This window comes from Arthrobacter sp. R4-81 (assembly GCF_054792365.1).
The window spans coordinates 1,358,538-1,384,178 of sequence record NZ_CP096445.1 but is presented as its reverse complement, the minus strand read 5'-3'; the positions used below and the strand labels follow the sequence as shown (position 1 = coordinate 1,384,178).

Here is a 25,641-nt window from a genome sequence, read left to right as displayed (position 1 = left end):
ATCAGGGGCCACCGACAGGTTCTTTGCCGTTTTGCGCCCGTTCGGGAGTGCCGGACGCGGTGGGCGGCTGGAACCCCTCCGGCGTGCCGGGAGCCGAAATTCCAAAGGCTCTAGACGTCCCCGAAGAATCAGCCGCTGCTGGTTTCGTCCGGTTCAGCCGCCACACCGCAAAGATGATGAGGGCGACGGCCATGAGCGCCAGAAGAGCAAAAGTGTACTGACGCATCGCCCACATCAGGCAGAGCGTGACGCCCGCCGCTCCCCACCAGACGAAGAGAGTTTCGTTACGGGCCGCACCGACCAGCAGCAGGATAGCCAGAAGCACCAGCACCCAGAGCTGCTGGCTCTGAGTACCACCAAAAACTATGGCGACACCACTTGCCGACAACAGCGCCGCTCCCGCGCCCAGAATTACTCGGGCCGGCATGGTTTGGCCAGCCATGAACCTCAACGCAGCGAGCAGGGCGGCCAGAATCACGAACCACTGGGCTGCCCAGAACGGATCCGGTCCCTGACCTTGCCCGCCATTGAACAGAACTGCACGTTGGATGGAAGCGGTAACTGCGAGGGCGCCAAGTTCGGCTGCCAGCCGCCGGTTCCTCTCAGGTGCCTCCAACCAGCAGGCGAGGGACACGGCTGCCACCAGAGCCGCCGAAGCTCCGGCAGTTGCATCTTCACCCATCCCTGCTGCTGCTACAACAGCCAGGCCGGCGATTCCTCCCGCGGCCAATGACCAACGCCGCACGGGGTCGGCCGCAAGCTGCTGGTGGTTGACCCACCGCCCGAGGTACATGACTACGGCAACAAGTCCACATCCTGCCAGCCACGGAAGATAGCTGCCCCAGGGTTCGTCTCCGACAGAAACCATGTTGAAGGCAGTCACGTTAGCACCAACCAGCGCGGCAACCGCGGCCGGCGGGTACAAAGCCCCGATCCGTTCAAGATGGGACGCCACAAAACAGACAACGGAAACAACAAGGATGGACATGCCGGCAATCCAATCGGCAGCCAACGGCGACACCGCATAAGCCGTGACTGCCGCGGAGCCAGCAGCTGCCAGCCAAAGCCGGTCTTCAATATCTGGAATCGGCCGGTGGCTGTAGGCGGCCCCACTCCGGCTGGTTTTGCCGGCCGCAAGATGAGGTCGTCGGCTGACGATGCCGAAAGCAGCACCTGCAAGCGAGAGAGCGAGCAGTACCAAGGCAACGCCGTCGTGATTCAATACGGGGGCTGCCAGGAAAACGGCCTGCTGTTCCGGCCCTGCCCCTGAGCGAAGCAGCGGCCCGAGAGCCATCACACCGAAGACAGCGGCGTAGACAGTCAGGTAGATGGCGCCACTGGCCTTGAAGGAGCGGCTGGCAATGACCGCCGAGGCCAGCAGCAGCACCAGTTCCAAGAGAACCACCCAGCGCAGGCTTCCAGCATCCTGCCCGGAGGAAAGCCGTCCCAGTAGTATGGCGTGAATCGGCAGCGCTGCCTGAACAGCCAAGGTGGCCCAAACGGCAGCCTGCTGGTAAGAAATCTCCACCAGCCGGTTCCGCACCAGCCATCGAACCGCATGCTGGGCGGCAAGAACGAGGGCAAGTGACACGGCTACCGCCGAGGCAGAACCTGTGACGTCAGAGACCAGTACGACGACCAACGCAGCGGACAGTACTCGTACTCCGAGGAAATAGGCGCCCTTGGTCCGGTTTCCTTCGCTCACCATAACCATGGCCGTGCTGTAGACCGTAAGGATTCCCAGGATGAGTTCAACATCCAGGAGCTTGTCGCCGCGGACAACCAGCAGAAAGGCCAAAACCAGCGGAGCAAGGGATGCGGCCGGCACGTTCCCGCGCAGAACGAACCCCGAGCTTGCAGCACTCAGCGCGAGCACAACAGCGCAGAGAGTACCCGGCCAGCCCGTGCCCGAATTGTCCGCTGACGATCCCAGCAGCAGCACGGCAATGGCTTGCAGCCCCAAGACCACAGCGACATCTGCCACCACGACCCCATGCCCGGGTGCCCGCTTGGGTGATAAGTGCCAGGACGCCAAGGGAAAAACCAGCTGCGCCCCCAGCACAAGGACAGCCACGAGGGACGGGGTAATGCTTTCACCGGCGAAAATCAAAGGCCCTGCCGCATCCGTGATCTGCTCAAAAACAGTCAGGCCCAGAACAGCGAACATGCCGCGGGCCATCCACCAATAGGTCCAGCGATGCTGAATGGCGGAAAGCCTGGCGCCAGATGCCGCCAAATAGGCCGCCGTCAGAAGCAGCGCCATGTTTCCCACTGACAAGGACACCTGGTTAAAGGCCAGCGGCACAAGAATGACGGAAGCCACCAGTGGCATCAGCTCGCCTACTGTGGGGATCCACCGCCCGCGGCTTCCTTCATTTTCCTGGTCTGGCGCTGCTGGAAGAGGGCCGTTCAACAACAGGAGCCAGCCGATGAGGAGGGCTGCCCCAAGTTGAACGAGGAGTACAGTACCCGTGAGGGCGTTGCCCGCACTGTCATCGAAAGACGGCATCGCGATCACAGCAAGTAACGCGGCAACCGCACTGCCTGCAAGCGTGGAACCGGGGGCAACTGTGGGAACACCGTCTTTTAGCAATCCGGCCGAGACCAGTTGCTGCACCACGAGGGCAAGGATGAAGGCCAGCAGAGCTCCGACGATGCGCTGGGATGACTCCCCCATCACCTCAAACACCACGAGCGGGACAGCCAATGTACTGGCGATACGGGCGCCGAGCACAAAGTAGCCGCGTCCGGCTCCAGGCCGCGCCGCCCTGGCCAGCCAGAACAGGACTGTGAGGATGAGGAAGATAGCCAGCTGCCACTCTCCCAAGAGGGGGCTTACAGATGCGGCAGCCATGATCGTCGCCACCGGCATCCATTCGGCTACTCCGAGCAGCCGGACCGCCAGTGTCATTCCGATCAGCAGCGTAGCCAGCAAGGGAAGCCAGACGGGCAGAGCAGGCGGACTGTAACCCGCTTCGAATCCGGCCCAAATAATCCAGGCCCACGAGCCAACGAGCTGGAGAGTGAATGTGGCTGCGGCGTCCCGGTTCCAACGCCTGGTATCCCCTGCGAGCCATTGCGTCATGCGCTGACGGGCAAATCCCACGGCCAGAGCCTGAATTGCCAGCAAAGCGGACATCGCAAGGGCCGTAGAGGAAGGCCGATCCGTCAGCTCCCAGACGATGGCCGCACCTGCAATGGTGAGCGCTGCCCGCGCGCAATAGAAGTTCAGGAGCCTGAAGCGACCCGGAACGGCGGCCACCACGGCCAGATACAAGCCGCAGAGAAACATCACCAGAGCGTATTCGGCTTTGGTGAACAGGATCGGAACCGAGGTAACGGATACAGCAACAGCCGGAACCACCAGCGGATGTAACTGGATCAGCGGCCTTATATAAAGCGGGGGAAGCCACCGCGGACGAACCGCGGTCACAAGCGTCAGGAGCACCGCCAGGCCGATCATTGCCGTGAAATACCAGACCAAGGCCCCGCCCAAAACGGATACCCCTGACCAGGTGCTGGAGATCACGAAGGTCAGCGACAGGTATGCAAGAACACGGCTTTCCAGCCTGACGGCAGCAAACGAGTAGGCGGCGAGGCCCAGCAATGACGTCGTCAGCCAGGCAATTGGCCCATCCTGCAGCGCAAAGTTGTACAAGGCCAGGCCCACCACGGGGATAAGAGCAAGGCCGGTTCCGGCAAAGGCGACGGCAGCAGGGCGCAGTCTGGGAACCTTTTGGTGCAGCACGAATCCCGCAGTGTAGAAGAGGGCCGTAATGCCACAAACGCCCGCAAACTTCAGAAGCGTCGGGAGATTGGTGCCCAGGAATAACGCGCCCGCGGCAACAAGGAGGAGGCTCGCAATGTACAGCGTGATGTTGATGTTTTGGCGGTCCCGTTTCTCCTTACGCACCCGCCGCTCCTCCTCAGATTCCTGAGGACTCGGCCATGGCTGCTGAGGCGGCGCGAAAGGCGGCTGTGGCAAAGCCGGGTTAGAAGTCGCAGAGGCAGTTACGGACGAGGGCAGCGCTGGTGCGGGCGCCGCCGTCGACTGGTGTCGAACTGGACCAGCTAAGGGTATCCATGGACGGTCCTGCTCGCTCACGAAGGGACTGCCTGCGTGCGGGAAATTGCCGGTGTTGATTGATTCTGGATGGAAGATGAAGCCATCTTCTGCCAGGTCCCGCCGTGCCCGCTCGGATGAGGGCCGCACCTCAGGTGGGCGAGACGCAGCCCCTGGAGCCGATGCTTGTGCAATCGCATCCCGCCAGCCTTGGAGATGTCCGGCCTGAAAGCCTGCCTGGAAGGACCCGGCTCCTGGCAACTCCGCGTGCTGGGGAAGTTGCCGCGGGGCTTCCACAGCGTTTTTGTTGCCTGCTTTTCGTCCCCACAGGAAGCCAATCAGCAGAAACGGTACCCCTATCAGGAGGAATTCGATGATCTGGTATGCCATCGACATGACGTGACCTTCCTGTGGGCATTCCGGGGAGCTGGAGGGATCAGTGCACTGCCTTGGCTGCAATAAATCCATTGAATTGATTAATATTAGCAAAGAAAGGCCCCGCTGCACCAGCAGCGGGGCCTTTCAAAGTTCACGAGAGCCCTTACAAGGGCACCCGATCCACGATCAGCAAGAACTACTTGATGATCTTGGTAACGCGTCCTGAACCAACGGTGCGGCCGCCTTCGCGGATTGCGAAGCCGAGGCCCTCTTCCATGGCGATGGGCTGGATGAGCGCAACGGTCATCTCAGTGTTGTCGCCAGGCATAACCATTTCCGTGCCTTCCGGCAGGGTGATAACGCCGGTTACGTCCGTGGTGCGGAAGTAGAACTGCGGGCGGTAGTTGGAGTAGAACGGGTTGTGACGTCCGCCTTCGTCCTTGGAGAGGATGTAGACGTTAGCCTCGAAGTCGGTGTGCGGGGTGATGGAACCCGGCTTGACGACAACCTGGCCACGCTCTACGTCATCACGCTTCAGACCGCGGAGCAGGAGGCCACAGTTCTCGCCGGCCCATGCTTCGTCGAGCTGCTTGTGGAACATCTCGATACCGGTAACGGTGGTCTTCTGAATCGGGCGGATACCGACGATCTCGACCTCAGAGTTGATTGCCAGGGTGCCACGCTCGGCGCGGCCCGTAACAACGGTTCCACGACCGGTGATCGTGAAGACGTCTTCGATCGGCATCAGGAACGGCTTGTCACGGTCACGTACGGGGTCCGGAACGGACTCGTCGACAGCTTCCATGAGGTCCTCGACGGACTTGACCCAAACGGGGTCGCCTTCGAGAGCCTTCAGGCCGGAAACGCGAACTACGGGAGCGTCGTCGCCATCGAAGCCCTGTGCGCTGAGCAGCTCACGAACTTCCATTTCAACGAGGTCCAGCAGCTCTTCGTCGTCAACCATGTCCGACTTGTTCAGCGCGACCAGCAGGTAGGGAACGCCAACCTGGCGGGCAAGCAGAACGTGCTCGCGGGTCTGAGCCATCGGGCCGTCAGTGGCGGCAACCACGAGGATTGCACCGTCCATCTGTGCAGCACCGGTGATCATGTTCTTGATGTAGTCAGCGTGACCCGGAGCGTCTACGTGTGCGTAGTGGCGCTTTTCGGTCTGGTACTCAACGTGGGAGATGTTGATGGTAATGCCGCGCTGACGCTCTTCGGGAGCAGAGTCAATAGACGCGAAGTCGCGCTGCTCGTTGAGAGTCGGGTACTTGTCATACAGCACCTTGGAAATGGCGGCCGTCAACGTCGTCTTACCGTGGTCAACGTGACCAATGGTACCGATGTTAACGTGCGGCTTAGTCCGCTCGAACTTTGCCTTTGCCACAGGTTCCTCCTAGAACGTTTTCAAATGACTTACCCTTCAACCGCGCTTGTCGCGGCAGAAACTCCGGTAAGTCTACTTGGGGGGCTTTGGATTGGTGAAATTGCAGATTCAGGAACTAATACTAGTCCCTAGAGCCTGTTCGCGCAGATGGCCGGGCCCGGCTTGACCAGGCTGCATCTAACCTGGCCACGGCCACCTGCACCAGGCGAATTTCCGGAGATCGGAAACGCACCCGAGTTTGTCGCTGGAACAGTCGCGAGGACTATTCGCCGCGGGTCTTCTGGATGATCTCGTCGGCAACTGCCTTCGGGACCTCGGCGTAGCTGTTGAACGTCATGGAGTAAACAGCGCGGCCCTGGGTCTTCGAACGCAGGTCACCGATGTAGCCGAACATGCCGGACAGCGGAACGTGTGCACGAATAACCTTGACGCCCTGGGCATCTTCCATGGACTGCATCTGGCCACGGCGGGAGTTGAGGTCACCGATAACTTCACCCATGTATTCCTCAGGGGTGCGGACCTCGACATCCATCAGCGGTTCAAGCAGAACAGGGTTCGCCTTACGTGCGGCTTCCTTGAAAGCCATCCGTCCGGCGATCTTGAACGCCATTTCCGAGGAGTCAACATCGTGGTACGCGCCATCAATCAGCGTGGCCTTGATGCCGACGACCGGGTAACCGGCCAGGACGCCGTCGTTCAGTGCATCCTGGATACCGGCGTCAACCGACGGAATGTACTCGCGGGGAACACGGCCACCGGTGACCTTGTTCTCGAACTCGTACATTTCGCCCTCGGACGTGTCCAGGGGTGCGATCGCAATCTGGATCTTTGCGAACTGGCCGGAACCACCGGTCTGCTTCTTGTGCGTGTAGTCGTGACGCTCAACAGCACGCTTGATGGTTTCGCGGTAAGCAACCTGCGGCTTGCCAACGTTTGCCTCGACCTTGAATTCGCGGCGCATGCGGTCCACCAGGATGTCCAAGTGGAGCTCGCCCATACCGGCGATGATGGTCTGCCCGGTGTCCTCGTTGAGGGAGACCTGGAAGGTCGGGTCCTCAGCCGAGAGCTTCTGGATAGCCGTGGAGAGCTTCTCCTGGTCACCCTTGGTGTTCGGCTCGATCGCAACAGAGATCACGGGCTCCGGGAAGCTCATGGACTCAAGGACGATCTGGTTGCTGGAGTCACACAGGGTGTCGCCAGTAGTGGTGTCCTTCAGGCCGATCGCTGCATAGATGTGGCCGGCAGTAGCGCCCTCGACGGGCATTTCCTTGTTGGCGTGCATCTGGAACAGCTTGCCGATGCGCTCCTTCTTACCCTTGGTGGAGTTGACCACCTGGGCACCTGCTTCAACGTGACCGGAGTACACGCGGATGAAGGTGAGCTGCCCGAAGAACGGGTGGGCGGCAATCTTGAACGCGAGAGCCGAGAACGGCTCCTCGGAGGAAGGCTTACGAGTCAGTTCCTTCTCTTCGTCGCGGGGATCGTGACCGATCATCGGCGGGACGTCGAGCGGGTTCGGCAGGTAGTCCACAACAGCGTCGAGCATCGGCTGTACGCCGCGGTTCTTGAACGCTGAACCACAGAACACCGGGTAGATCTCGGAGTTGATGGTCATCTTGCGGATGCCGGCCTTGAGCTCGTCAATGGTCAGCTCTTCGCCCTCGAGGTACTTCTCCATGAGTTCCTCGGTAGCCTCTGCAACGGTCTCAACGAGAGTTGCGCGGTACTCCTCGGCCTTTTCGCGAAGATCGGCGGGGATCTCCTGGACCTCGTACTTGGCACCCATGGTGACGTCACCCTTGGAGTCGCCGGGCCAGACCAGTGCACGCATGTACAGGAGGTCCACGACGCCGATGAAGTCGTTCTCGGCGCCGATGGGCAGCTGCATCACGAGCGGCTTGGCACCGAGGCGGCTGATGATGGTGTCGACGGTGAAGTAGAAGTCAGCGCCCAGCTTGTCCATCTTGTTGACGAAGCAGATACGCGGAACGTTGTACTTGTCAGCCTGGCGCCAGACAGTCTCGGACTGCGGCTCCACACCTTCCTTGCCGTCGAACACGGCAACGGCACCATCGAGGACGCGCAGGGAGCGCTCAACCTCAACGGTGAAGTCCACGTGGCCGGGGGTGTCAATGATGTTGATCTGGTTGTTTTCCCAGAAGCAGGTCACGGCGGCAGACGTGATGGTGATGCCGCGTTCCTTTTCCTGTTCCATCCAGTCGGTGGTCGAAGCGCCGTCGTGCGTTTCGCCGATCTTGTGGTTCACACCTGTGTAGAACAGAATGCGCTCGGTGGTGGTGGTCTTGCCGGCATCAATGTGGGCCATGATGCCGATGTTTCTGACCTTACTAAGGTCGGTAAGCACGTCCTGTGCCACGGTGTCTCCCTTTCGGATGGACTACACGTTCGCCGCCGGCTCAGCGAGCCGGCGGCGTTCGGGAAGTATTACCAGCGGTAGTGTGCGAAGGCCTTGTTCGACTCGGCCATCTTGTGGGTGTCTTCGCGACGCTTCACAGCGGCACCGAGACCATTGGAGGCATCCAGGATTTCGTTCTGGAGGCGCTCGGTCATGGTCTTTTCCCGGCGGGCCTTGGAGTAACCAACGAGCCAGCGGAGGGCGAGGGCGGTGGAGCGGCCAGGCTTGACCTCAACGGGAACCTGGTAGGTGGCGCCACCGACACGGCGGGAGCGGACCTCGAGGGAAGGCTTGACGTTCTCCATGGCCTTCTTGAGGGCTGCAACCGGGTCTCCGCCGGACTTGGCACGTGCACCTTCGAGGGCACCGTAAACGATGCGCTCTGCGGTGGACTTCTTGCCGTCAACCAGGACCTTGTTGATCAGCTGAGTGACCAACGGGGAGCCGTAAACGGGATCTAGTACGAGCGGCCGCTTGGGGGCCGGACCCTTGCGAGGCATATTACTTCTTCTCCATCTTTGCGCCGTAGCGGCTGCGGGCCTGCTTACGGTTCTTGACACCCTGGGTATCGAGGGCACCACGGACGATCTTGTAACGGACACCCGGGAGGTCCTTCACGCGACCGCCGCGGACGAGCACAATGGAGTGCTCCTGGAGGTTGTGGCCTACACCGGGGATGTAGGCGGTAACTTCAACGCCACCGTTGAGGCGTACACGCGCAACCTTACGCAGAGCCGAGTTCGGCTTCTTCGGGGTGGTGGTGTAAACGCGGGTGCAGACACCACGGCGCATCGGGCTGCCCTTAAGCGCGGGGGCCTTGGTCTTTGAGACCTTCGGCGTGCGGCCCTTACGGACCAACTGGTTAATCGTAGGCACTTTCGTGTTCTCCGTTTTATCCGGAGCGGCCGCTGACAGCCGCTCTCCTGTTGCTTTGCCCCGCCGCCCGAGCTTTGAAGAAGTCTCCAGAGCAGCTGAGGCGAAGCCTTAATAGTCTGATCGCAGACATAGGGAACGACCGACTCGCGTCATCAAAGGTCCCTAGGCATGCAAAAATGTGGCATACGTTGCACAAGAACCCTGCAAACCGGAAACGTCGCTCTGATTCAGCCTTTCAGCTGTATCGGCGCACTCATCCACTGCCACAATAACAATTGGTACCCAGTCTAACACGGACGGCCAGCAGACCTTAATCGGCCCGATGCAGGCCCCCTCCGCAAGCGTTAAACGGGGATGGTCCCCCACCTCGCGGTGCGGGACCATCCCTTTCTCAGACGTGAACAGACTGACTCTTAGCGGAAGTCGCTGCCGAGGTCGTAGTCATCCAGCGGGATGGCGTGGAACTCGGGAGCTCCGTCACCACCCAGCGAGTCGTAGGAGAAATCGCTGAAGGCGCTAGGGCCGGTGAAGAGGTTGGCCTTTGCTTCCTCGGTCGGTTCGACGGTCACCTCGGTGTAGCGCGGGAGACCCGTGCCGGCCGGGATGAGCTTACCGATGATGACGTTCTCCTTGAGGCCGAGCAGCGGGTCGCTCTTGCCTTCCATGGCCGCCTGCGTCAGGACGCGGGTGGTCTCCTGGAAGGAAGCAGCGGACAGCCACGACTCGGTTGCCAGCGACGCCTTGGTGATACCCATCAGTTCAGGACGACCGGAAGCCGGCGTCTTGCCCTCGGATACAACGCGGCGGTTGGCGTCCTCGAAGCGGCTGCGCTCAGCCAACTCGCCCGGAAGCAGATCTGATTCGCCGGACTCAATGACCGTGACGCGGCGCAGCATCTGGCGGACGATAACCTCGACGTGCTTGTCGTGGATACCGATGCCCTGGCTGCGGTACACGCCCTGGACCTCGTCAACCAGGAACTTCTGAGCAGCACGGGGACCCATGATGCGCAGAACCTGCTTGGGATCGACCGGACCGTTGATCAGCTTCTGGCCGACTGTGACGTGCTGGCCGTCTTCGATCAGGAGACGTGAACGGCGCAGTACCGGGTAGGCGATCTCTTCCGTGCCGTCATCAGGGGTGATGACGAGGCGCATCTGACGCTCGGACTCTTCAATGGTGATGCGGCCGGCTGCTTCAGCAATCGGTGCAACACCCTTCGGGGTACGGGCTTCGAAGAGCTCCTGGATACGGGGCAGACCCTGGGTGATGTCGTCGCCACCGCTGGCCGAAACAGCACCACCGGTGTGGAACGTACGCATGGTCAGCTGGGTACCGGGCTCACCGATGGACTGGGCGGCAATAATGCCAACAGCCTCACCGATGTCAACGGTCTTTCCAGTAGCCAGCGAACGTCCGTAGCACAGGGCGCAGGTACCCACGCTGGACTCACAGGTGAGAACAGAGCGGACCTTGACCTCGGTGATGCCGGCTGCGAACAGTTCGGCGATAACGACGTCACCGCAGTCGGTGCCGGCGGCAGCCAGCACCTTGCCCTTGGAGTCGACGACGTCGACGGCCAGGGTACGTGCGTAGGCGCTGTTCTCGACGTTCTCGTCCAGAGTGAGCTCACCGTTGGCGTCAGCCACGGCGATCGGAGTGACCAGACCGCGCTCGGTGCCACAGTCCTCTTCGCGGACGATGACGTCCTGCGAGACGTCCACCAGACGACGGGTCAGGTAACCCGAGTTGGCGGTACGCAGCGCCGTGTCAGCCAGACCCTTACGGGCACCGTGCGTAGCGATGAAGTATTCCAGCACCGACAGGCCCTCGCGGTAGGAGGACTTGATCGGACGCGGGATGATTTCACCCTTCGGGTTGGCCACCAGACCACGGATACCCGCGATCTGACGGACCTGCATCCAGTTACCACGTGCACCGGAGGACACCATGCGGTTGATGGTGTTCATCGGGGAGAGGCTGTCACGCATCGCCTGGGCGATCTCGTTGGTTGCCTTGTTCCAGATCTCGATCAGTTCCTGGCGACGCTCGTCGTCGTCGATCAGGCCCTTGTCGTACTGGCCCTGGATCTTGGCAGCCATGGTCTCGTAACCGGCGAGGATCACGGGCTTGTCCTTGGGCACCTCGATGTCCGAGATAGCCACGGTGACGCCTGAACGGGTGGCCCAGTAGAAACCGGCATCCTTCAGGTTGTCCAGCGTTGCGGCTGTAACCACCTTCGGGTAGCGCTCGGCAAGGTCATTGACGATCCGGGACAGTTCGCCCTTGTCGGCAACGTCCTCAACCCACGGGTAGTCCTCAGGCAGGGTCTCGTTGAAGAGGACCTGTCCGAGTGAGGTCTCAACCAGCGCGGTCTGACCCGGCTCCCAGTCTTCAGGAGCTTCCCAGCCGGCGTAAGGGACAAAGCCCTCGAGCCGGATCTTGACCTTGGAGTTCAGGTGCAGCTCGTGGAGATCGTAGGCCATGATGGCTTCCGCGACTGAACCGAACACGCGGCCCTCGCCAGCTGAACCAATGCGCTTGGTGGTCAGGTGGTAGAGGCCGATGATCATATCCTGCGAAGGCAGGGTCACCGGACGGCCGTCGGACGGCTTCAGGATGTTGTTCGAGGACAGCATCAGGATGCGTGCTTCAGCCTGGGCTTCGGGGCTCAGCGGCAGGTGGACTGCCATCTGGTCGCCGTCGAAGTCAGCGTTGAAGGCGCCACAAACCAGCGGGTGAAGCTGGATTGCCTTACCTTCAACAAGCTGCGGCTCGAAGGCCTGGATGCCAAGACGGTGCAGGGTAGGTGCACGGTTCAGCAGCACAGGGTGCTCGGTGATGATCTCTTCGAGAACGTCCCAGACCTGCGGACGGTAACGCTCAACCATCCGCTTGGCCGACTTGATGTTCTGCGCGTGGTTGAGGTCAACCAGGCGCTTCATCACGAACGGCTTGAAGAGTTCCAGGGCCATCTGCTTGGGCAGACCACACTGGTGCAGCTTCAGCTGGGGGCCGACGACGATGACGGAACGGCCCGAGTAGTCAACACGCTTACCCAGGAGGTTCTGACGGAAACGGCCCTGCTTGCCCTTGAGCATGTCGCTCAGGGACTTCAGCGGACGGTTGCCCGGTCCGGTGACCGGACGGCCGCGGCGGCCGTTATCGAAGAGGCTGTCAACAGCTTCCTGAAGCATGCGCTTCTCGTTGTTGACGATGATCTCCGGAGCACCCAGGTCAAGCAGTCGCTTGAGTCGGTTGTTGCGGTTGATCACACGGCGGTAGAGGTCGTTGAGGTCGGAGGTCGCGAAGCGGCCACCATCCAGCTGGACCATCGGGCGCAGTTCCGGCGGGATCACCGGGACGGCGTCCAGCACCATGCCGAGCGGGCTGTTGTTCGTGGTCAGGAATGCGTTGACCACCTTCAGGCGCTTCAGGGCACGGGTCTTGCGCTGGCCCTTGCCGTTGGCAATGACATCGCGCAGGAGGTCGGACTCAGCCTGCATGTCGAAGTTCTCAAGACGCTTCTTGATGGCTTCGGCACCCATGGAGCCTTCGAAGTACATGCCGTAACGGTCACGCAGTTCGCGGTACAGGCCCTCGTCACCTTCAAGGTCAGCGACCTTGAGGTTCTTGAAGCGGTCCCAAACCTGTTCCAGGCGCTCGATCTCGGCGTCGGCGCGCTTACGCACGTTGGCCATCTGACGGTCCGCGGAATCACGGGCCTTCTTCTTGTCGGCAGCCTTGGCGCCTTCGCCTTCGAGACGGGCAAGCTCGTTCTCCAGATCGCGGGCGATCGTGGCGATGTCGGAGTCCCGGTTGTCAACCAGCTGCTTCTTCTCGATGTCGTGCTCAACCTGGAGGTTGGGCAGTTCCTCGTGACGGCTTTCGGCGTCGACACTGGTGATCATGTAGGCGGCGAAGTAGATGACCTTTTCGAGGTCCTTCGGTGCCAGGTCAAGGAGGTAGCCCAGACGGGAGGGAACGCCCTTGAAGTACCAGATGTGGGTTACCGGAGCGGCGAGCTCGATGTGGCCCATGCGCTCGCGGCGCACCTTGGCGCGGGTGACTTCAACGCCGCACCGCTCACAAATGATGCCCTTGAAGCGCACGCGCTTGTACTTACCGCAGTAGCATTCCCAGTCGCGGGACGGGCCGAAGATCTTCTCGCAGAAGAGGCCGTCCTTCTCGGGCTTGAGCGTGCGGTAGTTGATGGTTTCCGGCTTCTTAACCTCGCCGTACGACCAGCCGCGGATGTCTTCCGCGGTAGCGAGGCCGATTTGCATGAGGCCGAAGGAGGATTCGCTGGACATATGGTCCCTGTTCTCTCTTGTTCTCTAAATTCTGAAGTCTTGGTTACGGAAAGAGGGAGGAATCCGGGAAAAGCGGCGCCGCTGAGCGAACCGCCTTCCCCGGACGCCTGCTAAACCTCTTCTACGGAACTGGGCTCTGCACGAGACAGATCAATACCCAGTTCCTCCGCAGCCGTGAAGACTGCGTCATCAGAGTCACGCATTTCAATTGTGGTTCCGTCCGTGGAAAGTACTTCCACGTTCAGGCACAGCGACTGCATTTCCTTGATCAAGACCTTGAAGGACTCAGGAACGCCCGGTTCGGGGATGTTCTCGCCCTTGACGATGGCTTCGTAGACCTTCACACGGCCATGGATGTCATCCGACTTGATCGTAAGGAGCTCCTGGAGCGTGTAGGCGGCGCCATAGGCTTCGAGCGCCCACACTTCCATTTCACCGAAGCGCTGGCCACCGAACTGAGCCTTACCACCCAGCGGCTGCTGCGTGATCATGGAGTACGGGCCGGTGGAGCGGGCGTGGATCTTGTCGTCCACCAGGTGGTGGAGCTTCAGGATGTACATGTAGCCGACCGAGATCGGATCCGGGAACGGCTCGCCGGAGCGGCCGTCAAACAGGCGGGTCTTGCCGGAGGAGTTGATCAGGCGTTCGCCGTCGCGGGTCACGTTGGTGGAATCCAGGAGGCCCGTGATTTCCTCTTCACGCGCACCGTCGAAGACCGGCGTTGCGACAGTGGTCTGGCCACTTTCGCGCGGCAGGTTCGGCAGCTGCTTCATCCACTCGGGCTCGCCTTCAATCTTCCAACCGGTCTTGGCAACCCAGCCAAGGTGCGTTTCCAGCACCTGGCCGACGTTCATACGACCCGGAACACCCAGGGGGTTCAGGACGATGTCGACAGGGGTGCCGTCAGCAAGGAAGGGCATGTCCTCGACCGGAAGGATCTTGGAGATAACACCCTTGTTGCCGTGGCGGCCGGCGAGCTTGTCGCCGTCGGTGATCTTGCGCTTGGCAGCCACGTAAACGCGGACCAGCTGGTTAACGCCCGGCGGCAGTTCGTCGTCGTTGTCGCGGTCGAAGACGCGGACACCGATAACGGTTCCCGACTCGCCGTGGGGAACCTTCAGGGAGGTGTCACGCACTTCGCGGGACTTCTCACCGAAGATGGCACGCAGCAAGCGCTCTTCCGGGGTCAGTTCGGTTTCACCCTTAGGGGTGACCTTTCCGACCAGGATGTCGCCGGCTTCAACCTCGGCACCGATGTGGATGATGCCACGCTCGTCCAGGCCTGCGAGGACTTCCTCGGAGACGTTGGGGATGTCACGGGTGATTTCCTCGGCACCAAGCTTGGTGTCGCGGGCATCGATCTCGTGCTCCTCGATGTGGATGGAGGAGAGAACATCCTCAGCGACGATGCGCTGGGACAGGATGATGGCGTCCTCGAAGTTGTGGCCTTCCCATGACATGAATGCCACGAGGAGGTTCTTACCGAGGGCGAGCTCACCCTGGTCCGTTGCCGGGCCGTCAGCAATGATGCCGCCGACCTCAAGGCGCTGGCCTTCGCTCACCAACACGCGGTGGTTGTAGCAGTTGCCCTGGTTGGAGCGCGCGAACTTGTTGATGCGGTAGTTGGTTTCCGTGCCGTCGTCGTTAAGCATGATGACGAGTTCAGCGGACACCTCGGTGACCACACCTGCCTTCTTGGCGATGACTACGTCACCGGCGTCGACGGCTGCTGCACGCTCCATGCCGGTGCCCACGAAGGGGGCCTCGGAACGGACCAGCGGCACGGCCTGGCGCTGCATGTTCGCACCCATGAGTGCGCGGTTGGCGTCGTCGTGCTCGAGGAACGGGATCAGGGCGGTAGCCACGGACACCATCTGGCGCGGGGAAACGTCCATAAACTGCACGTCGGCGGCGGGAACCAGCACGGGCTCGCCTCCACCACCACGGGCGCGGACCAGGACGGTCTCTTCGGCGAACTTCTTGTTGGAGTCCAGCGGAGCGTTGGCCTGTGCGATCAGGACCTCTGCTTCGTCGTCGGCGGTGAGGTACTGGACCTCATCGGAAACGACGCCATCGGCAACAAGGCGGTACGGGGTTTCGATGAAACCGAACGGGTTGATCCGTCCGTACGAAGCCAGCGAACCGATCAGACCAATGTTGGGGCCTTCAGGAGTTTCGATGGGGCACATACGTCCGTAGTGGGACGGGTGAACGTCTCGGACTTCCATGCCTGCACGGTCACGGGACAGACCACCCGGGCCAAGCGCAGACAGACGGCGCTTGTGGGTCAGACCCGAAAGCGGGTTGTTCTGGTCCATGAACTGTGACAGCTGGGAAGTTCCGAAGAACTCCTTGATCGCTGCAACAACCGGGCGGATGTTGATCAGGGTCTGCGGCGTGATCGCTTCGACGTCCTGGGTGGTCATACGCTCGCGGACGACGCGCTCCATACGGGACAGGCCGGTGCGGACCTGGTTCTCGATGAGCTCGCCAACGGCGCGGATGCGACGGTTGCCGAAGTGGTCGATGTCGTCGATTTCAACACGCAGCTCGTGATCCTGGCCGTCGCGCTTGCCCATGAGGGTTTTCTCGCCGGCGTGCAGGGCCACAAGGAACTTGATCATTGCGACGATGTCTTCAACGTGCAGGACCGAGGCTTCCTTGTCGCCAAGGGAGCGGTCGATGCCAAGCTTGCGGTTGATCTTGTAACGGCCAACCTTGGCCAGATCGTAGCGCTTGGAGTTGAAGTACAGGTTGTCCAGGAGCGACTGGGCAGCCTCAACTGTGGGCGGCTCGCCTGGTCGCAGCTTCCGGTAGATATCCAGCAAGGCGTCTTCACGGGTTTCCGTGGCGTCCTTCTCCAGCGTTGCGCGCATGGAGTCGTACTGGCCGAACTCTTCGAGGATCTGGCCTTCGGTCCAACCCAGGGCCTTCAGCAGAACCGTGACCGACTGCTTGCGCTTGCGGTCAAGGCGAACGCCGACCTGGTCGCGCTTGTCGATCTCGAGCTCAAACCATGCACCGCGGGACGGGATGATTTTGGCAGTGAAGATGTCCTTGTCACTGGTCTTGTCAGCGGTGCGCTCGAAGTAGGCGCCCGGCGAGCGGACCAACTGGGAGACAACAACACGTTCGGTGCCGTTGACAACGAATGTTCCCTTCTCCGTCATCAGCGGGAAGTCACCCATGAACACGGTCTGCTGCTTAATTTCGCCCGTGTTGTTGTTCATGAATTCGGCCTTGACGTACAGGGGTGCCGAGTACGTAGCGTCCCGGTCCTTGCACTCAGCCATGGTGTACTTCGGGTCAGCGAACTCCGGATCGGAGAAGCTCAGGGACATGGTGCCCTGGAAGTCCTCGATAGGGGAGATCTCTTCGAAGATGTCGGAGAGGCCGGAGGAGGTGGCGACGCTGAGGTCGCCTTCTTCCACAGCTTTCGCAACGCGTGCCTGCCAGCGTTCGTTGCCGACCAGCCAGTCAAAGCTGTCCGTCTGCAGGGCAAGCAGATTCGGAACATCAAGCGGTTCGTGAATCTTTGCGAATGAGAGCCGGCGAGTGGCACCATCGGTGCTGTCGGCGTTGATAGCGGTTGCGGCGTTATTTACATTAGAGGTGCTCGAGGCGACCAAGAGGGATCCTTCCACAGACCTTCAGGCGTATTCAGATCTTCCCCGCTATGTACCCTGCGGAACTCTCCGCAGTGCTACCAGTCCGGTTCCGCTATATGACCCGGGGCCCGTGCTGTTCAAGAGGGTGCCGTCGTCGACGGCGCGTTCGTGAAACAGCTGCCAGACAAAGCCCACCGCTATATGAAGGCTGAAGGTAAACAGGGAAGACGCAAATATCCACAATACGGCAAATCCGCCTACGTGTCTACCCCACTTCCCGCCGTAATGCAAGCACTGTTGCCGGGGGCACCTATCGGCGCCGGATCCATACAGATTCCGGGCTTCTCCCCTTGAGTACTCCCCACGCTGAACCCATGGTGAACTGGACGGAATTGAGGGGTAGTGGAAACGTTAAACATAGAAGCAGCGGGAACCCAGGCTGTTCCGCTCGGATAGCCTGTCCACATTCGGTTAGCCTGTCCATACGTCAAAGGAACGGAAGATCACCATGGCTTACTCCTCAGACGACAATGACGTTGTCATCCTGTCCGGCGCCCGGACACCACAGGGCCGGCTCAACGGACAACTGGCCGGTTTCACCGCCGTCGAACTTGGTGCACACGCCATAAGGGCGGCTATTGCGGCCAGCGGCCTGGACGCCGGCCGCGTGGAAGCCGTCATCATGGGACAGGTGCTGCAGGCCGGTGCGGGACAGAACCCAGCACGGCAGAGCGCCGTCGGAGCGGGAATTGGCTGGAACGTTCCCACTGTCACCATCAACAAGGTTTGCCTTTCGGGGCTGACCGCCGTCATCGACGCTGCCCGGATGATCCGCGGCGGTGACGCAAGCGTCGTCGTCGCCGGTGGTCAGGAATCCATGACGAGGGCGCCGCACATCCTCCCCGGCTCACGCCAGGGGTGGACCTACGGTGCCATTCAGGCGCTGGACGTTGCTGCACATGATGGGCTCACCGACGCCTTTGACGGGCAATCGATGGGGCTCTCCACCGAAACCAAAAACGTTGTTCTAGGCATCGACCGCACCGCCCAGGACAACGTCGCCGTCGAGTCGCACAGGCGTGCCGCAGCAGCTTCCGGGAACGGAGTGTTTGACCAGGAAATCGCGCCTATTACCGTCAAGCAGCGCAAGGGCGATCCGCTCACCCTGACCGCCGATGAAGGCGTCCGGCCCAACACCACCTTGGAGACTCTTGCCGGCCTCAAGCCCGCTTTCGCCACCGACGGCACCATCACGGCGGGCAACTCCTCCCCTCTTTCCGACGGGGCAGCAGCTTTGGTTCTCACTTCCCGCAAATATGCAGCAGACAACAACCTCGAATATCTGGCCGTTGTTGGCAGACCCGGGCAGGTGGCAGGCCCCGACAACTCCCTGCACTCTCAACCGTCCAACGCCGTACAGCATGCACTTAAGCGGGCTGGCTGGACCACCGCCGACCTTGATTTCATCGAGATCAATGAGGCCTTCGGGTCAGTTGCCGTACAGTCCCTGAAGGATCTGGACTACCCGCTCGAGAAGTGCAACCTCCACGGCGGCGCCATAGCACTGGGCCACCCGATCGGCGCATCAGGGGCACGGCTTGCCCTCCATGCTGCACATGAACTGAAAAGGCGGGGCGCTGGCAAAGCGGCCGTCTCACTCTGCGGAGGCGGGGGCCAGGGCGAAGCCTTGCTGCTCTACCGGGACTGACACCGGGGATCCGGCACGAAGACCTACCCTGGAGACTTGCCCCAGGGCGCTGACACAAACGAAAGAAGTAAATGACTGACGACGACGGCGGGGCCACAGGCCGGCAGCGTTTCCTGAGCGACGCTGCGGACAGGGGGTTGCAGATCCAACTGGTGGAGCGACCCCCGGCTAAGACCCTGGAGGAGGCGGCCGCCATCCTTGGGATCCGGCCGTCAGACATTGTGAAGTCCCTGGTGATCAAGCACAAGGACGGCAGCTTCTTCTTCGCCCTCGTGCCAGGGGACCGTCAAATCTCCTGGCCCAAACTCCGGAGTCTGTTGGGAGTCAACAAGCTTTCGCTGCCGGCTGCCGACGTCGCTTTCGAGGCGACCGGATATGAGCGCGGGACCATCACACCGCTCGGCAGCACCACTGCCTGGCCTGTTTTTGCCGACAAGTCCATCGCCGGGCGAAGGATCTCACTAGGTGCGGGACAGCATGGGTACAGCGCTTTCGTGGACGCTGATGCCCTGACCGCGGCCCTTGGAGCAGTGGTCGCGGACATCAGCGAGGAAGCCTAGGCGGTTACTGTTAGTGGCTCCCCGTTGACCACAAGCCTCCAGTTCTGCTGACTGAACACGGCAGCGTCAAGAGTGCCCCTGGCCAGGACGTAATCGATGATCCGTTGCCGGATCTCCTGCTGGCTGTTGGAAAGCAGAGGTGCTTCTTTCACGCCCGGGAAGTTGCCGCCGCCGCTCTGGCGATAGTTGTTGATGGCCAGGGCGAACTCTTGCCCAGGCCCGATCGGCTCGCCCCCGTAGCTCAGGTTGATGATGCGCTCCCCCACCGGCAGTGCGACGTCGATGTCGTAGGTCAACGGTGCGTCCAGGCCATACACGACGTCGTAGTTGTAGTCGGGCGTGCCGGCCGGGGCCATGGAGGTGGGGGCGTTGGTGAGGTCCTGGGGCGCCACTGATGCAGTGCTTACCGCCTTGAAGTATCTGGCTGACCATTCGAGGTAGTCCTTGACCAACGCCCCGTTGACCTTGATGGACAGCAGGGTGTTGTCGAAGATGTAAAGACCGGCCACGTCTCGGATGGTCAGAGGCCCTGCCTTGACGTCGACAGTACGGGAAAAGGGAGCCGCAATGGAAAGGACCGGAAGCTGTGCGGCCGGCCCGCCGGCAAGTTCAGCTTTGATGGTGGTGGCCTGGACGTAGTTGATGGCGTCGATTGCAAGGGAATCGGACCAGCATGCCGTTGCCGTGTTCAGATCCGCCGTCGAGGTCCCGATGACCGTGTTGACGTACTTAACGGTTGCCTCGTGGCCGGCTTGAACTGCGCTTACGACGGCGGGATCCGCCTCCGCTGTTTTGGCGTCCAGCAGGTGGGAGCTTGCTGAGGCGACCGACCACCTGCCGCGTTCCTTGGCCAGCACAAGATCCATGACCGACACGCGCATCCCCCATTTCAGGGGCTCCGTGAGAAGAACCTGTTTTCCGGTGGCTTTGTTGAGAACGAACCGCTCGGCAATCTCGACGTGGGCATGGCCGACGAGGATGGCATCGATGCCGGGCACCTCTTCGGCCAGCTGTGTGGAAGCATTTTCCGGGAAAGGCAGGGCATCACCGTAGGAGGATCCCGGCGTCGCTCCTGAATGGCTGGAAACAATGACCACGTCGGCTCCGGCCGCGCGGACTTCCGGAATTACCAGCTTTGCCTCCTCAACGATTCCATTGAAATCGAGGCGGCCATGAACGTTGTCGCGGTCCCAGAGGGCACAACCTGGAGTCACCAATCCAACCAGGCCGACAGTCACCCAGCCGTTCCCGGTATCGATGCGTTTGAGGATGTAAGGAGTGAACGCACGCCTGCCGGTGGTGACGTCACGGACGTTTGCACCCAGCAACGGGAAGTCCAGCTGGCTCTCCCAGGTGCGGAGCAGCGGAATGCCGTAATTGAACTCATGATTGCCAAGGGCCACGGCGTCGTAGCCCACCTCATTCATGGCAAGCGCCATCGGATGCTTGACTGTTCCGGAAGCCGGTTCAACCTTGGCATAGTAGTAGGCCAGCGGTGTTCCCTGGATGGTGTCGCCGGCGTCCAAGGTGAGGCAGTTCCCTGCTCCACGCTCGGCCCGCATAGCCTTGATGAGGGTAGAGGCCTGGGCAATACCAATACGGTTGCCCGCGGAGTCGGTGTACGGCACGTCCTTGTAGTACTCCCAATTGAGGACATTGTTGTGGAGGTCCGTGGTACCCAGCACCGTGAGGGTGAAGCGCTTCCCGCCCGGCTGAAGTCCGGGTCTTGCCTGGGCCGCAGGGGCTCCTGCCAGCGAGGCGGCCGCAACGCTTCCTCCGACGAGGGCCGCGGCAAGCATTGTTCGGCGGGACATGGATGAACCGGGATCTGTCATGAAGTGGGCTCCTGGGCGCTCTGCTGATCGGGGATCTTTCCACAATCGGTAAAGCCACAGTCTAGGGTCCCCACGTTCTCAACCCGGGGATTAAGCAGGAAACCCCGTTCACTAAGTGAACGGGGTCTCCCGGAAGCGAGCGGCGGGCTTAAGTGCGGGCCTGCCGGACACAGAATTACTTGAGGGTAACGCGTGCGCCAGCCTCTTCGAGCTGGGCAACTGCCTTCTCGGCAGCTTCCTTCGTGACGCCCTCGAGAACAGCCTTCGGTGCGCTGTCAACCAAGTCCTTGGCTTCCTTGAGGCCGAGGGAGGTGATGGCGCGAACTTCCTTGATCACTGCGATCTTCTTGTCGCCAGCAGCTTCGAGGACGACGTCGAATGCCGTCTTCTCCTCTTCCTCTGCAGCAGCGCCGCCACCGGCGGGGCCGGCTACGGCAACAGCAGCAGCGGTAACTTCGAAGGTCTCTTCGAAGAGCTTGACGAACTCGGAGAGCTCGATGATGGTCAGTTCCTTGAAAGCTTCAATGAGCTCTTCGTTGGTGAGCTTCGCCATGGTTGGCGTCCTTCCTGTTGTGGTGATCAGCGGCCTATGGCCATGCCTTCACACCGGAGTCTGGTGGTGAGAGAGTTAGTTCTCTTCGGTGGCTGCTGCGGGAGCTTCAGCCGGAGCTTCTGCTTCAGCGGCCGGAGCTTCTTCGGCTGCGGGTGCTTCTTCAGCGGCGGGAGCTTCGGCTACAGCCGGAGCACCGTTCTCTTCTTCAAGCTTGAGGCGCAGAGCGTCAATGATGCGTGCAGCAGCGGCAGCAGGAGCCTTGAGGACACCTGCAACACGGGCGAGCTGCAGCTCACGGGACTCGAGGGCTGCCAGGGCGATAACTTCGCTGGCATCCATCTTCCTGCCCTCGAAGTAACCGGTCTTGATAACCAGCTGCTTGTTGGTCTTGGCAAAATCCGTCAGGCTCTTAGCCGCTGCAACTGCGTCACCCTTGATGAATGCGATTGCAGTAGGGCCGGCAAGCTGACCGTCGAATGCTTCGACACCAGCTTCCTTGGCTGCAATTGCGGTGAGGGTGTTCTTGACGACCGAGAACTTGGTGTCCTGGCCGAGGGAAACACGCAGCTGCTTGAGCTGTGCAACAGTGAGCCCACGGTATTCGGTCAGGACAGCGGCGTTCGATTCCTTGAAATCGTTAGTGATCTCAGCTACTGCTGAAACCTTTGTAGGCGTTGCCATAACCCTCCTTCCGGGGATAGTGCCGGTATTCCGGGTCCCCGCTCAAGTGAGCTAAAACTAAAAACGCCCCGCGCAGATGCACGGGGCTTGGCTCAACGCAGTCTGAAGACTGCGGAGCTTCACTTCGTTCACCTGCGCCGGCCGCCCTATGTTCAGGGTCCTTCGTCTGAAAATCCACTGGATCTTCCCGCCCACAACTGCAGAAGTGAGTTGTGTTTGAAAGAGTGGATTCCAACAACCGACGGTCTTTGGTAGTTCAAGCTTACGGGAAGCCCTGTCCTTCGGCCAAATCCGGTCGAGATCAGCAGGAGATCAGGCGCCGCATCCGTTGCGAGATCAGTCACCGAATCAGCTGGTGCTGTCCCTGAAGTCCGGCAACTCCTTCTGCCAGATCCCGGTGACTCCGGCGGTGGTGAAGCCCAGTTGGCGGTTCACCGTGAGCAGGTAGCGGTTCTCCGGCGCATTCCACGTATAGATGACGCGTGCATCCGGAAACTGTTCAGTCAGCCGTTCCATGTTGGCCAGTTTGATCAGAAGGCCCAGTTTATTTCCACGGTGCTGCTCCAGCACCATCGTGTCGTCCTGGAAGACGACGTCCTGGCGCTGGGCCAGGACGCTTATGGTTGTCAGTCCTACAAGCTCGCCGGAGGCAATATGCTCGACGGCGGTGACCACCGTGCGCCTTCCTTGCGACATGGTGACGGCCTCAGCTTCCCTGAGGACGCCGGCGTCGAACACCATTCCCGCTTGCCCTTGGCCAGGTGGCAGGTCATCCACGCCAGCCTGGTTTTCTAGGACGGCGACGGCTTCCAGCCACTCGTCCGGGCAACGGTCGGTCCAGTGATGAAGCCGGTAGCGGCCAGCATTGGCGGCCTCGGCCTCCGCCTCAAGCTCGGCAACAAGCTGGGTGTCCAACGGAAGGGTACAGGCGCTGAACTGTTCAATGTGCTGCAGGGTGTATCCGGAACGGCGGGCGAATTCCACCTCGCGGCTCCCCAGCGGCACAAATCCATCTCCCGTACCGGGGATGAGTTGCTCGGATTCGAGATCGCTCAAGGAAGTGCCGGGATGGTTCGTATCAACCAGGATCATGGACCTGCCCTCTCCCCTCGCAACGTCTTCGGCCGCCTCGAGGAGCTGCTTGCCTACTCCGCGCCGCTGGTACTCGGGCAGAATGTCGAGCGTGAATTCCGCCAGGTCCTGGTTGTCCGCGAGAGGCAGCGCTATGTCTACTGTTCCCACGATTTCCTGACCCATCTTGGCCACGAGGATTACTTGCCGTTCGTAAGGATCTGCCAGTTCGAGGAGCTTCTCAATCGGGGCATAAGCGAGGTCGTCACTGCCCCACGTCTCCATACGGACTCGCCGTCCCACCTCGACGGCGGCCAGGAAGTCTGCAGCATCAGCTGCTTCCAAAGAATCCGGAATCCACAGCTGCTCTATCCGTACGTCATGTGCCATAAAGGGGATCATCCAGCCGTTTCTGCCACTCGCCTTCAAATCCGGAGGGCTTGAATCCGAGCGATGTATTTATCGCCAGCATATGACGGTTTTCACTGGCATTCCATGTCAGGACAGAGCGCGCCGCGGGCCACGCTTCCTGCGCGCGGCGGATGTTGGCGATCTTGACGAGCATCCCGAGTCTGTGACCTCGGCGGTCTGAGGCAACCAGGGTGTCTTCCTGCAATACCACATGAGTTTTTGGCCCGTCGGTATGAGAGCCCCGTATAGGCAGCCAGTCGGCCGGTGCTGTTGTGCAAGGTGGCGGAAACCAGCGCACAGGAAGCGCCAGTCGACTGGAGGTTTCCACTTGCTCAAGGCTGTAGCCTGCTCCCCTGGCCAAGATGCTGGAAGGCAAAGCCAAAGGGAGCTGCCGCTGCCGGACTTCCCCCGAGCACTTCGCCGGAACCACCGAGCAGCTGCCCACCGGCACTCCGTTTTTCCTTGCGAGGAACAGAAGCCGCTCGAAGTAGCTGTTTCCCCGCCAGTAGAAGAGTGCTTCACTGAACGTGCCACACCGGTCGGTGTTGCCCCACACCGAGAGGTTGTGCGCCTCCTCAAGGCGGAGGCACTCCAGCAGGTCGGGAGCGCTGCTCGGGTTATCGGGCTGGGCATCATCAGGGATCACGACGGCGGCGATGTCGGGATCGTTCATGGAAGCAGCCGCTGCCACTCACCGTCGTACCCCGCGGGCCGGAACCCGAGCGCAACATTGATGGCCAGCATGTGTTCGTTTTCGGCCGCATTGAACGTGAGGACCCGCTCCGCTGAAGGGTGTGCGGCCACAAGGCGCCGGAGATTGTGGATCTTGATGAGCATGCCCAGGCGATGGCCCCGGTGTGCCCTCGAGACCAGCGTGTCATCCTGCTCGGCCATCCACGGCTTGACGGGTGAAAACTGCAGGACGGAATAGGCTGCCAGCTCTCCGCTGTCCTTGTGCATGGCTGCCGCGACAAGGGATATCCGTCCGGTACGTTTCCACAGATCCTCAACGTGGCGGACACGTCCCGCGTCCCACACCTCTTCGTCGTGGAGGAGTTCCCCGGCCGGAGCATCAGTACTCATACGGCTCATCAGTTCCGCCATCTGGTCGACGTACCCCTCGGGACAGCAGTCCGTCCAGCCCAAAAGCTCGTATTCATCACCGGCAGAAGTTCCGGCCTTGGCCTCCAGTTCGTCAAGGACGGCTGCCACCCGGCGGCATGTCAAGGGCACTAAAGCGGGAGACCTGCTCCAAGGCGTACCCCGCGGCTGCAGCAAAACGCACAGGACGGGACTCGGCTGGAAGCGCCCCCGTTCCCGTGGCGGGCTTCAGGACGTTTTGACCATCGGGATCGAAGTTGGCCATATGTTCTGTGAAGCTTTGCAGCGTTGTCCGGCCGGAGGTGACGGCTTGCTCCTCAGCGTGGCGAAGGAGCGCCTTTCCCATCCCTCGCCCGGTGTGAGCTGCCAGGACGTCCACCCGCACCGTTGCACTCCCCAGGTTTTCCTGTGAGGTGAACCTGATCCAGGAGCGGGCAACCATGCGCCCGGCGCTGCGGATGAAGAACATGTGAAGTTGTTTGTAGGGGTCATTGCGCCACGCCTCCAGGCGTGCGGCCGGCGGGCTGGCGCGGTCTAGGTTCCGCCATGTCTCCATTACCAGGGCGTCTGTGAGCTCGCTGAACTCAAGGAAGTCCTTGGCGTCCGGGGCATCCAGCGAGGCAGGGAGGACCAGTGGCTCGATAAGGTACGGCGGCGAAGTCACGCGTTCAGCCTAGTGT

At 61.1% G+C, this 25,641-nt stretch carries 16 protein-coding genes; 2 read left to right on the top strand and 14 right to left on the bottom strand.

All coding sequences use genetic code 11. The annotated features are described in order from the left end of the window. Position 1: 1 nt before the first annotated feature. The 7 genes from M1E05_RS06475 to rpoB all read right to left on the bottom strand — a co-directional run bounded on the left by M1E05_RS06475 (position 2) and on the right by rpoB (position 17,062). A complete protein-coding gene (locus M1E05_RS06475) occupies positions 2 to 3,913 on the bottom strand; it encodes a hypothetical protein (RefSeq protein ID WP_461164789.1) in 3,912 nt (1,303 codons plus the stop codon). A gap of 724 nt (positions 3,914 to 4,637) precedes the next feature. After that, positions 4,638 to 5,828, bottom strand: coding sequence for an elongation factor Tu (gene tuf / locus M1E05_RS06470; protein ID WP_247041846.1), 1,191 nt, complete (start codon positions 5,826 to 5,828; stop codon positions 4,638 to 4,640). A gap of 262 nt (positions 5,829 to 6,090) precedes the next feature. Beyond that, positions 6,091 to 8,205 carry an elongation factor G gene (gene fusA, locus M1E05_RS06465; RefSeq protein ID WP_461164788.1) on the bottom strand — a complete coding sequence of 705 codons (2,115 nt, stop codon included), beginning with the start codon at positions 8,203 to 8,205 and terminating at the stop codon, positions 6,091 to 6,093. A gap of 68 nt (positions 8,206 to 8,273) precedes the next feature. Beyond that, entirely contained in the window at positions 8,274 to 8,744 is a 471-nt protein-coding gene (gene rpsG / locus M1E05_RS06460) for a 30S ribosomal protein S7 (protein WP_011692813.1), read from the bottom strand. A gap of 1 nt (position 8,745) precedes the next feature. Beyond that, on the bottom strand, positions 8,746 to 9,120 hold the full coding sequence (gene rpsL, locus M1E05_RS06455) for a 30S ribosomal protein S12 (protein WP_009358312.1): 375 nt from the start codon (positions 9,118 to 9,120) through the stop codon (positions 8,746 to 8,748). A 413-nt stretch (positions 9,121 to 9,533) separates the two neighbouring features. Beyond that, positions 9,534 to 13,433: a DNA-directed RNA polymerase subunit beta' gene (locus M1E05_RS06450; RefSeq protein WP_458111619.1), complete on the bottom strand. Its 3,900-nt coding sequence runs from the start codon at positions 13,431 to 13,433 to the stop codon at positions 9,534 to 9,536. Between the two features lie 110 nt (positions 13,434 to 13,543). Beyond that, complete coding sequence (gene rpoB / locus M1E05_RS06445; protein ID WP_458111620.1) at positions 13,544 to 17,062, bottom strand: DNA-directed RNA polymerase subunit beta; 3,519 nt, start codon at positions 17,060 to 17,062, stop codon at positions 13,544 to 13,546. A 487-nt stretch (positions 17,063 to 17,549) separates the two neighbouring features. Here rpoB and M1E05_RS06440 point away from each other — a divergent pair, with 487 nt between their 5' ends. After that, a complete protein-coding gene (locus M1E05_RS06440) occupies positions 17,550 to 18,749 on the top strand; it encodes an acetyl-CoA C-acetyltransferase (RefSeq protein WP_461164787.1) in 1,200 nt (399 codons plus the stop codon). A gap of 71 nt (positions 18,750 to 18,820) precedes the next feature. Next, entirely contained in the window at positions 18,821 to 19,309 is a 489-nt protein-coding gene (locus tag M1E05_RS06435) for an aminoacyl-tRNA deacylase (RefSeq protein WP_461164786.1), read from the top strand. On the opposite strand, the gene M1E05_RS06430 is transcribed toward M1E05_RS06435, so the two are convergent. The 7 genes from M1E05_RS06430 to M1E05_RS06400 form a co-directional block, all read right to left on the bottom strand. Further along, positions 19,306 to 21,144, bottom strand: a complete 1,839-nt coding sequence (locus M1E05_RS06430; RefSeq protein ID WP_461164785.1) for a 5'-nucleotidase C-terminal domain-containing protein — start codon at positions 21,142 to 21,144, stop codon at positions 19,306 to 19,308. The two genes, M1E05_RS06435 and M1E05_RS06430, sit on opposite strands and share 4 nt — an antisense overlap. 175 nt (positions 21,145 to 21,319) lie before the next feature. Then, entirely contained in the window at positions 21,320 to 21,697 is a 378-nt protein-coding gene (gene rplL, locus M1E05_RS06425; RefSeq protein ID WP_309108164.1) for a 50S ribosomal protein L7/L12, read from the bottom strand. A 75-nt stretch (positions 21,698 to 21,772) separates the two neighbouring features. After that, positions 21,773 to 22,378 (bottom strand): 50S ribosomal protein L10, encoded by a 606-nt coding sequence (rplJ, locus tag M1E05_RS06420; RefSeq protein ID WP_247041866.1) that lies wholly within the window; start codon positions 22,376 to 22,378, stop codon positions 21,773 to 21,775. 348 nt (positions 22,379 to 22,726) lie between these two features. Continuing rightward, on the bottom strand, positions 22,727 to 23,839 hold the full coding sequence (locus M1E05_RS06415; protein ID WP_458111624.1) for a GNAT family N-acetyltransferase: 1,113 nt from the start codon (positions 23,837 to 23,839) through the stop codon (positions 22,727 to 22,729). Beyond that, the gene (locus M1E05_RS06410; RefSeq protein WP_461164784.1) at positions 23,829 to 24,533 is read right to left on the bottom strand and encodes a hypothetical protein; all 705 of its coding nucleotides are present in this window, start codon (positions 24,531 to 24,533) and stop codon (positions 23,829 to 23,831) included. The genes M1E05_RS06415 and M1E05_RS06410 overlap by 11 nt, the downstream gene beginning before the upstream one ends. Further along, a complete protein-coding gene (locus tag M1E05_RS06405) occupies positions 24,530 to 25,072 on the bottom strand; it encodes a hypothetical protein (RefSeq protein ID WP_461164783.1) in 543 nt (180 codons plus the stop codon). The genes M1E05_RS06410 and M1E05_RS06405 overlap by 4 nt, the downstream gene beginning before the upstream one ends. Then, a complete protein-coding gene (locus tag M1E05_RS06400; protein ID WP_461164782.1) occupies positions 25,056 to 25,625 on the bottom strand; it encodes a GNAT family N-acetyltransferase in 570 nt (189 codons plus the stop codon). The genes M1E05_RS06405 and M1E05_RS06400 overlap by 17 nt, the downstream gene beginning before the upstream one ends. Positions 25,626 to 25,641 lie beyond the last annotated feature (16 nt).

Coding starts and splice junctions, on each gene's coding strand:
- rpsG (WP_011692813.1), bottom strand. CDS start 8,744: ATGCCTCGCAAGGGTCCGGCCCCCAAGCGGCCGCTCGTACTAGATCCC.
- M1E05_RS06450 (WP_458111619.1), bottom strand. CDS start 13,433: ATGTCCAGCGAATCCTCCTTCGGCCTCATGCAAATCGGCCTCGCTACC.
- M1E05_RS06440 (WP_461164787.1), top strand. CDS start 17,550: ATGGCTTACTCCTCAGACGACAATGACGTTGTCATCCTGTCCGGCGCC.
- M1E05_RS06435 (WP_461164786.1), top strand. CDS start 18,821: ATGACTGACGACGACGGCGGGGCCACAGGCCGGCAGCGTTTCCTGAGC.
- M1E05_RS06430 (WP_461164785.1), bottom strand. CDS start 21,144: ATGACAGATCCCGGTTCATCCATGTCCCGCCGAACAATGCTTGCCGCG.
- rplL (WP_309108164.1), bottom strand. CDS start 21,697: ATGGCGAAGCTCACCAACGAAGAGCTCATTGAAGCTTTCAAGGAACTG.
- rplJ (WP_247041866.1), bottom strand. CDS start 22,378: ATGGCAACGCCTACAAAGGTTTCAGCAGTAGCTGAGATCACTAACGAT.
- M1E05_RS06415 (WP_458111624.1), bottom strand. CDS start 23,839: ATGGCACATGACGTACGGATAGAGCAGCTGTGGATTCCGGATTCTTTG.
- M1E05_RS06410 (WP_461164784.1), bottom strand. CDS start 24,533: ATGAACGATCCCGACATCGCCGCCGTCGTGATCCCTGATGATGCCCAG.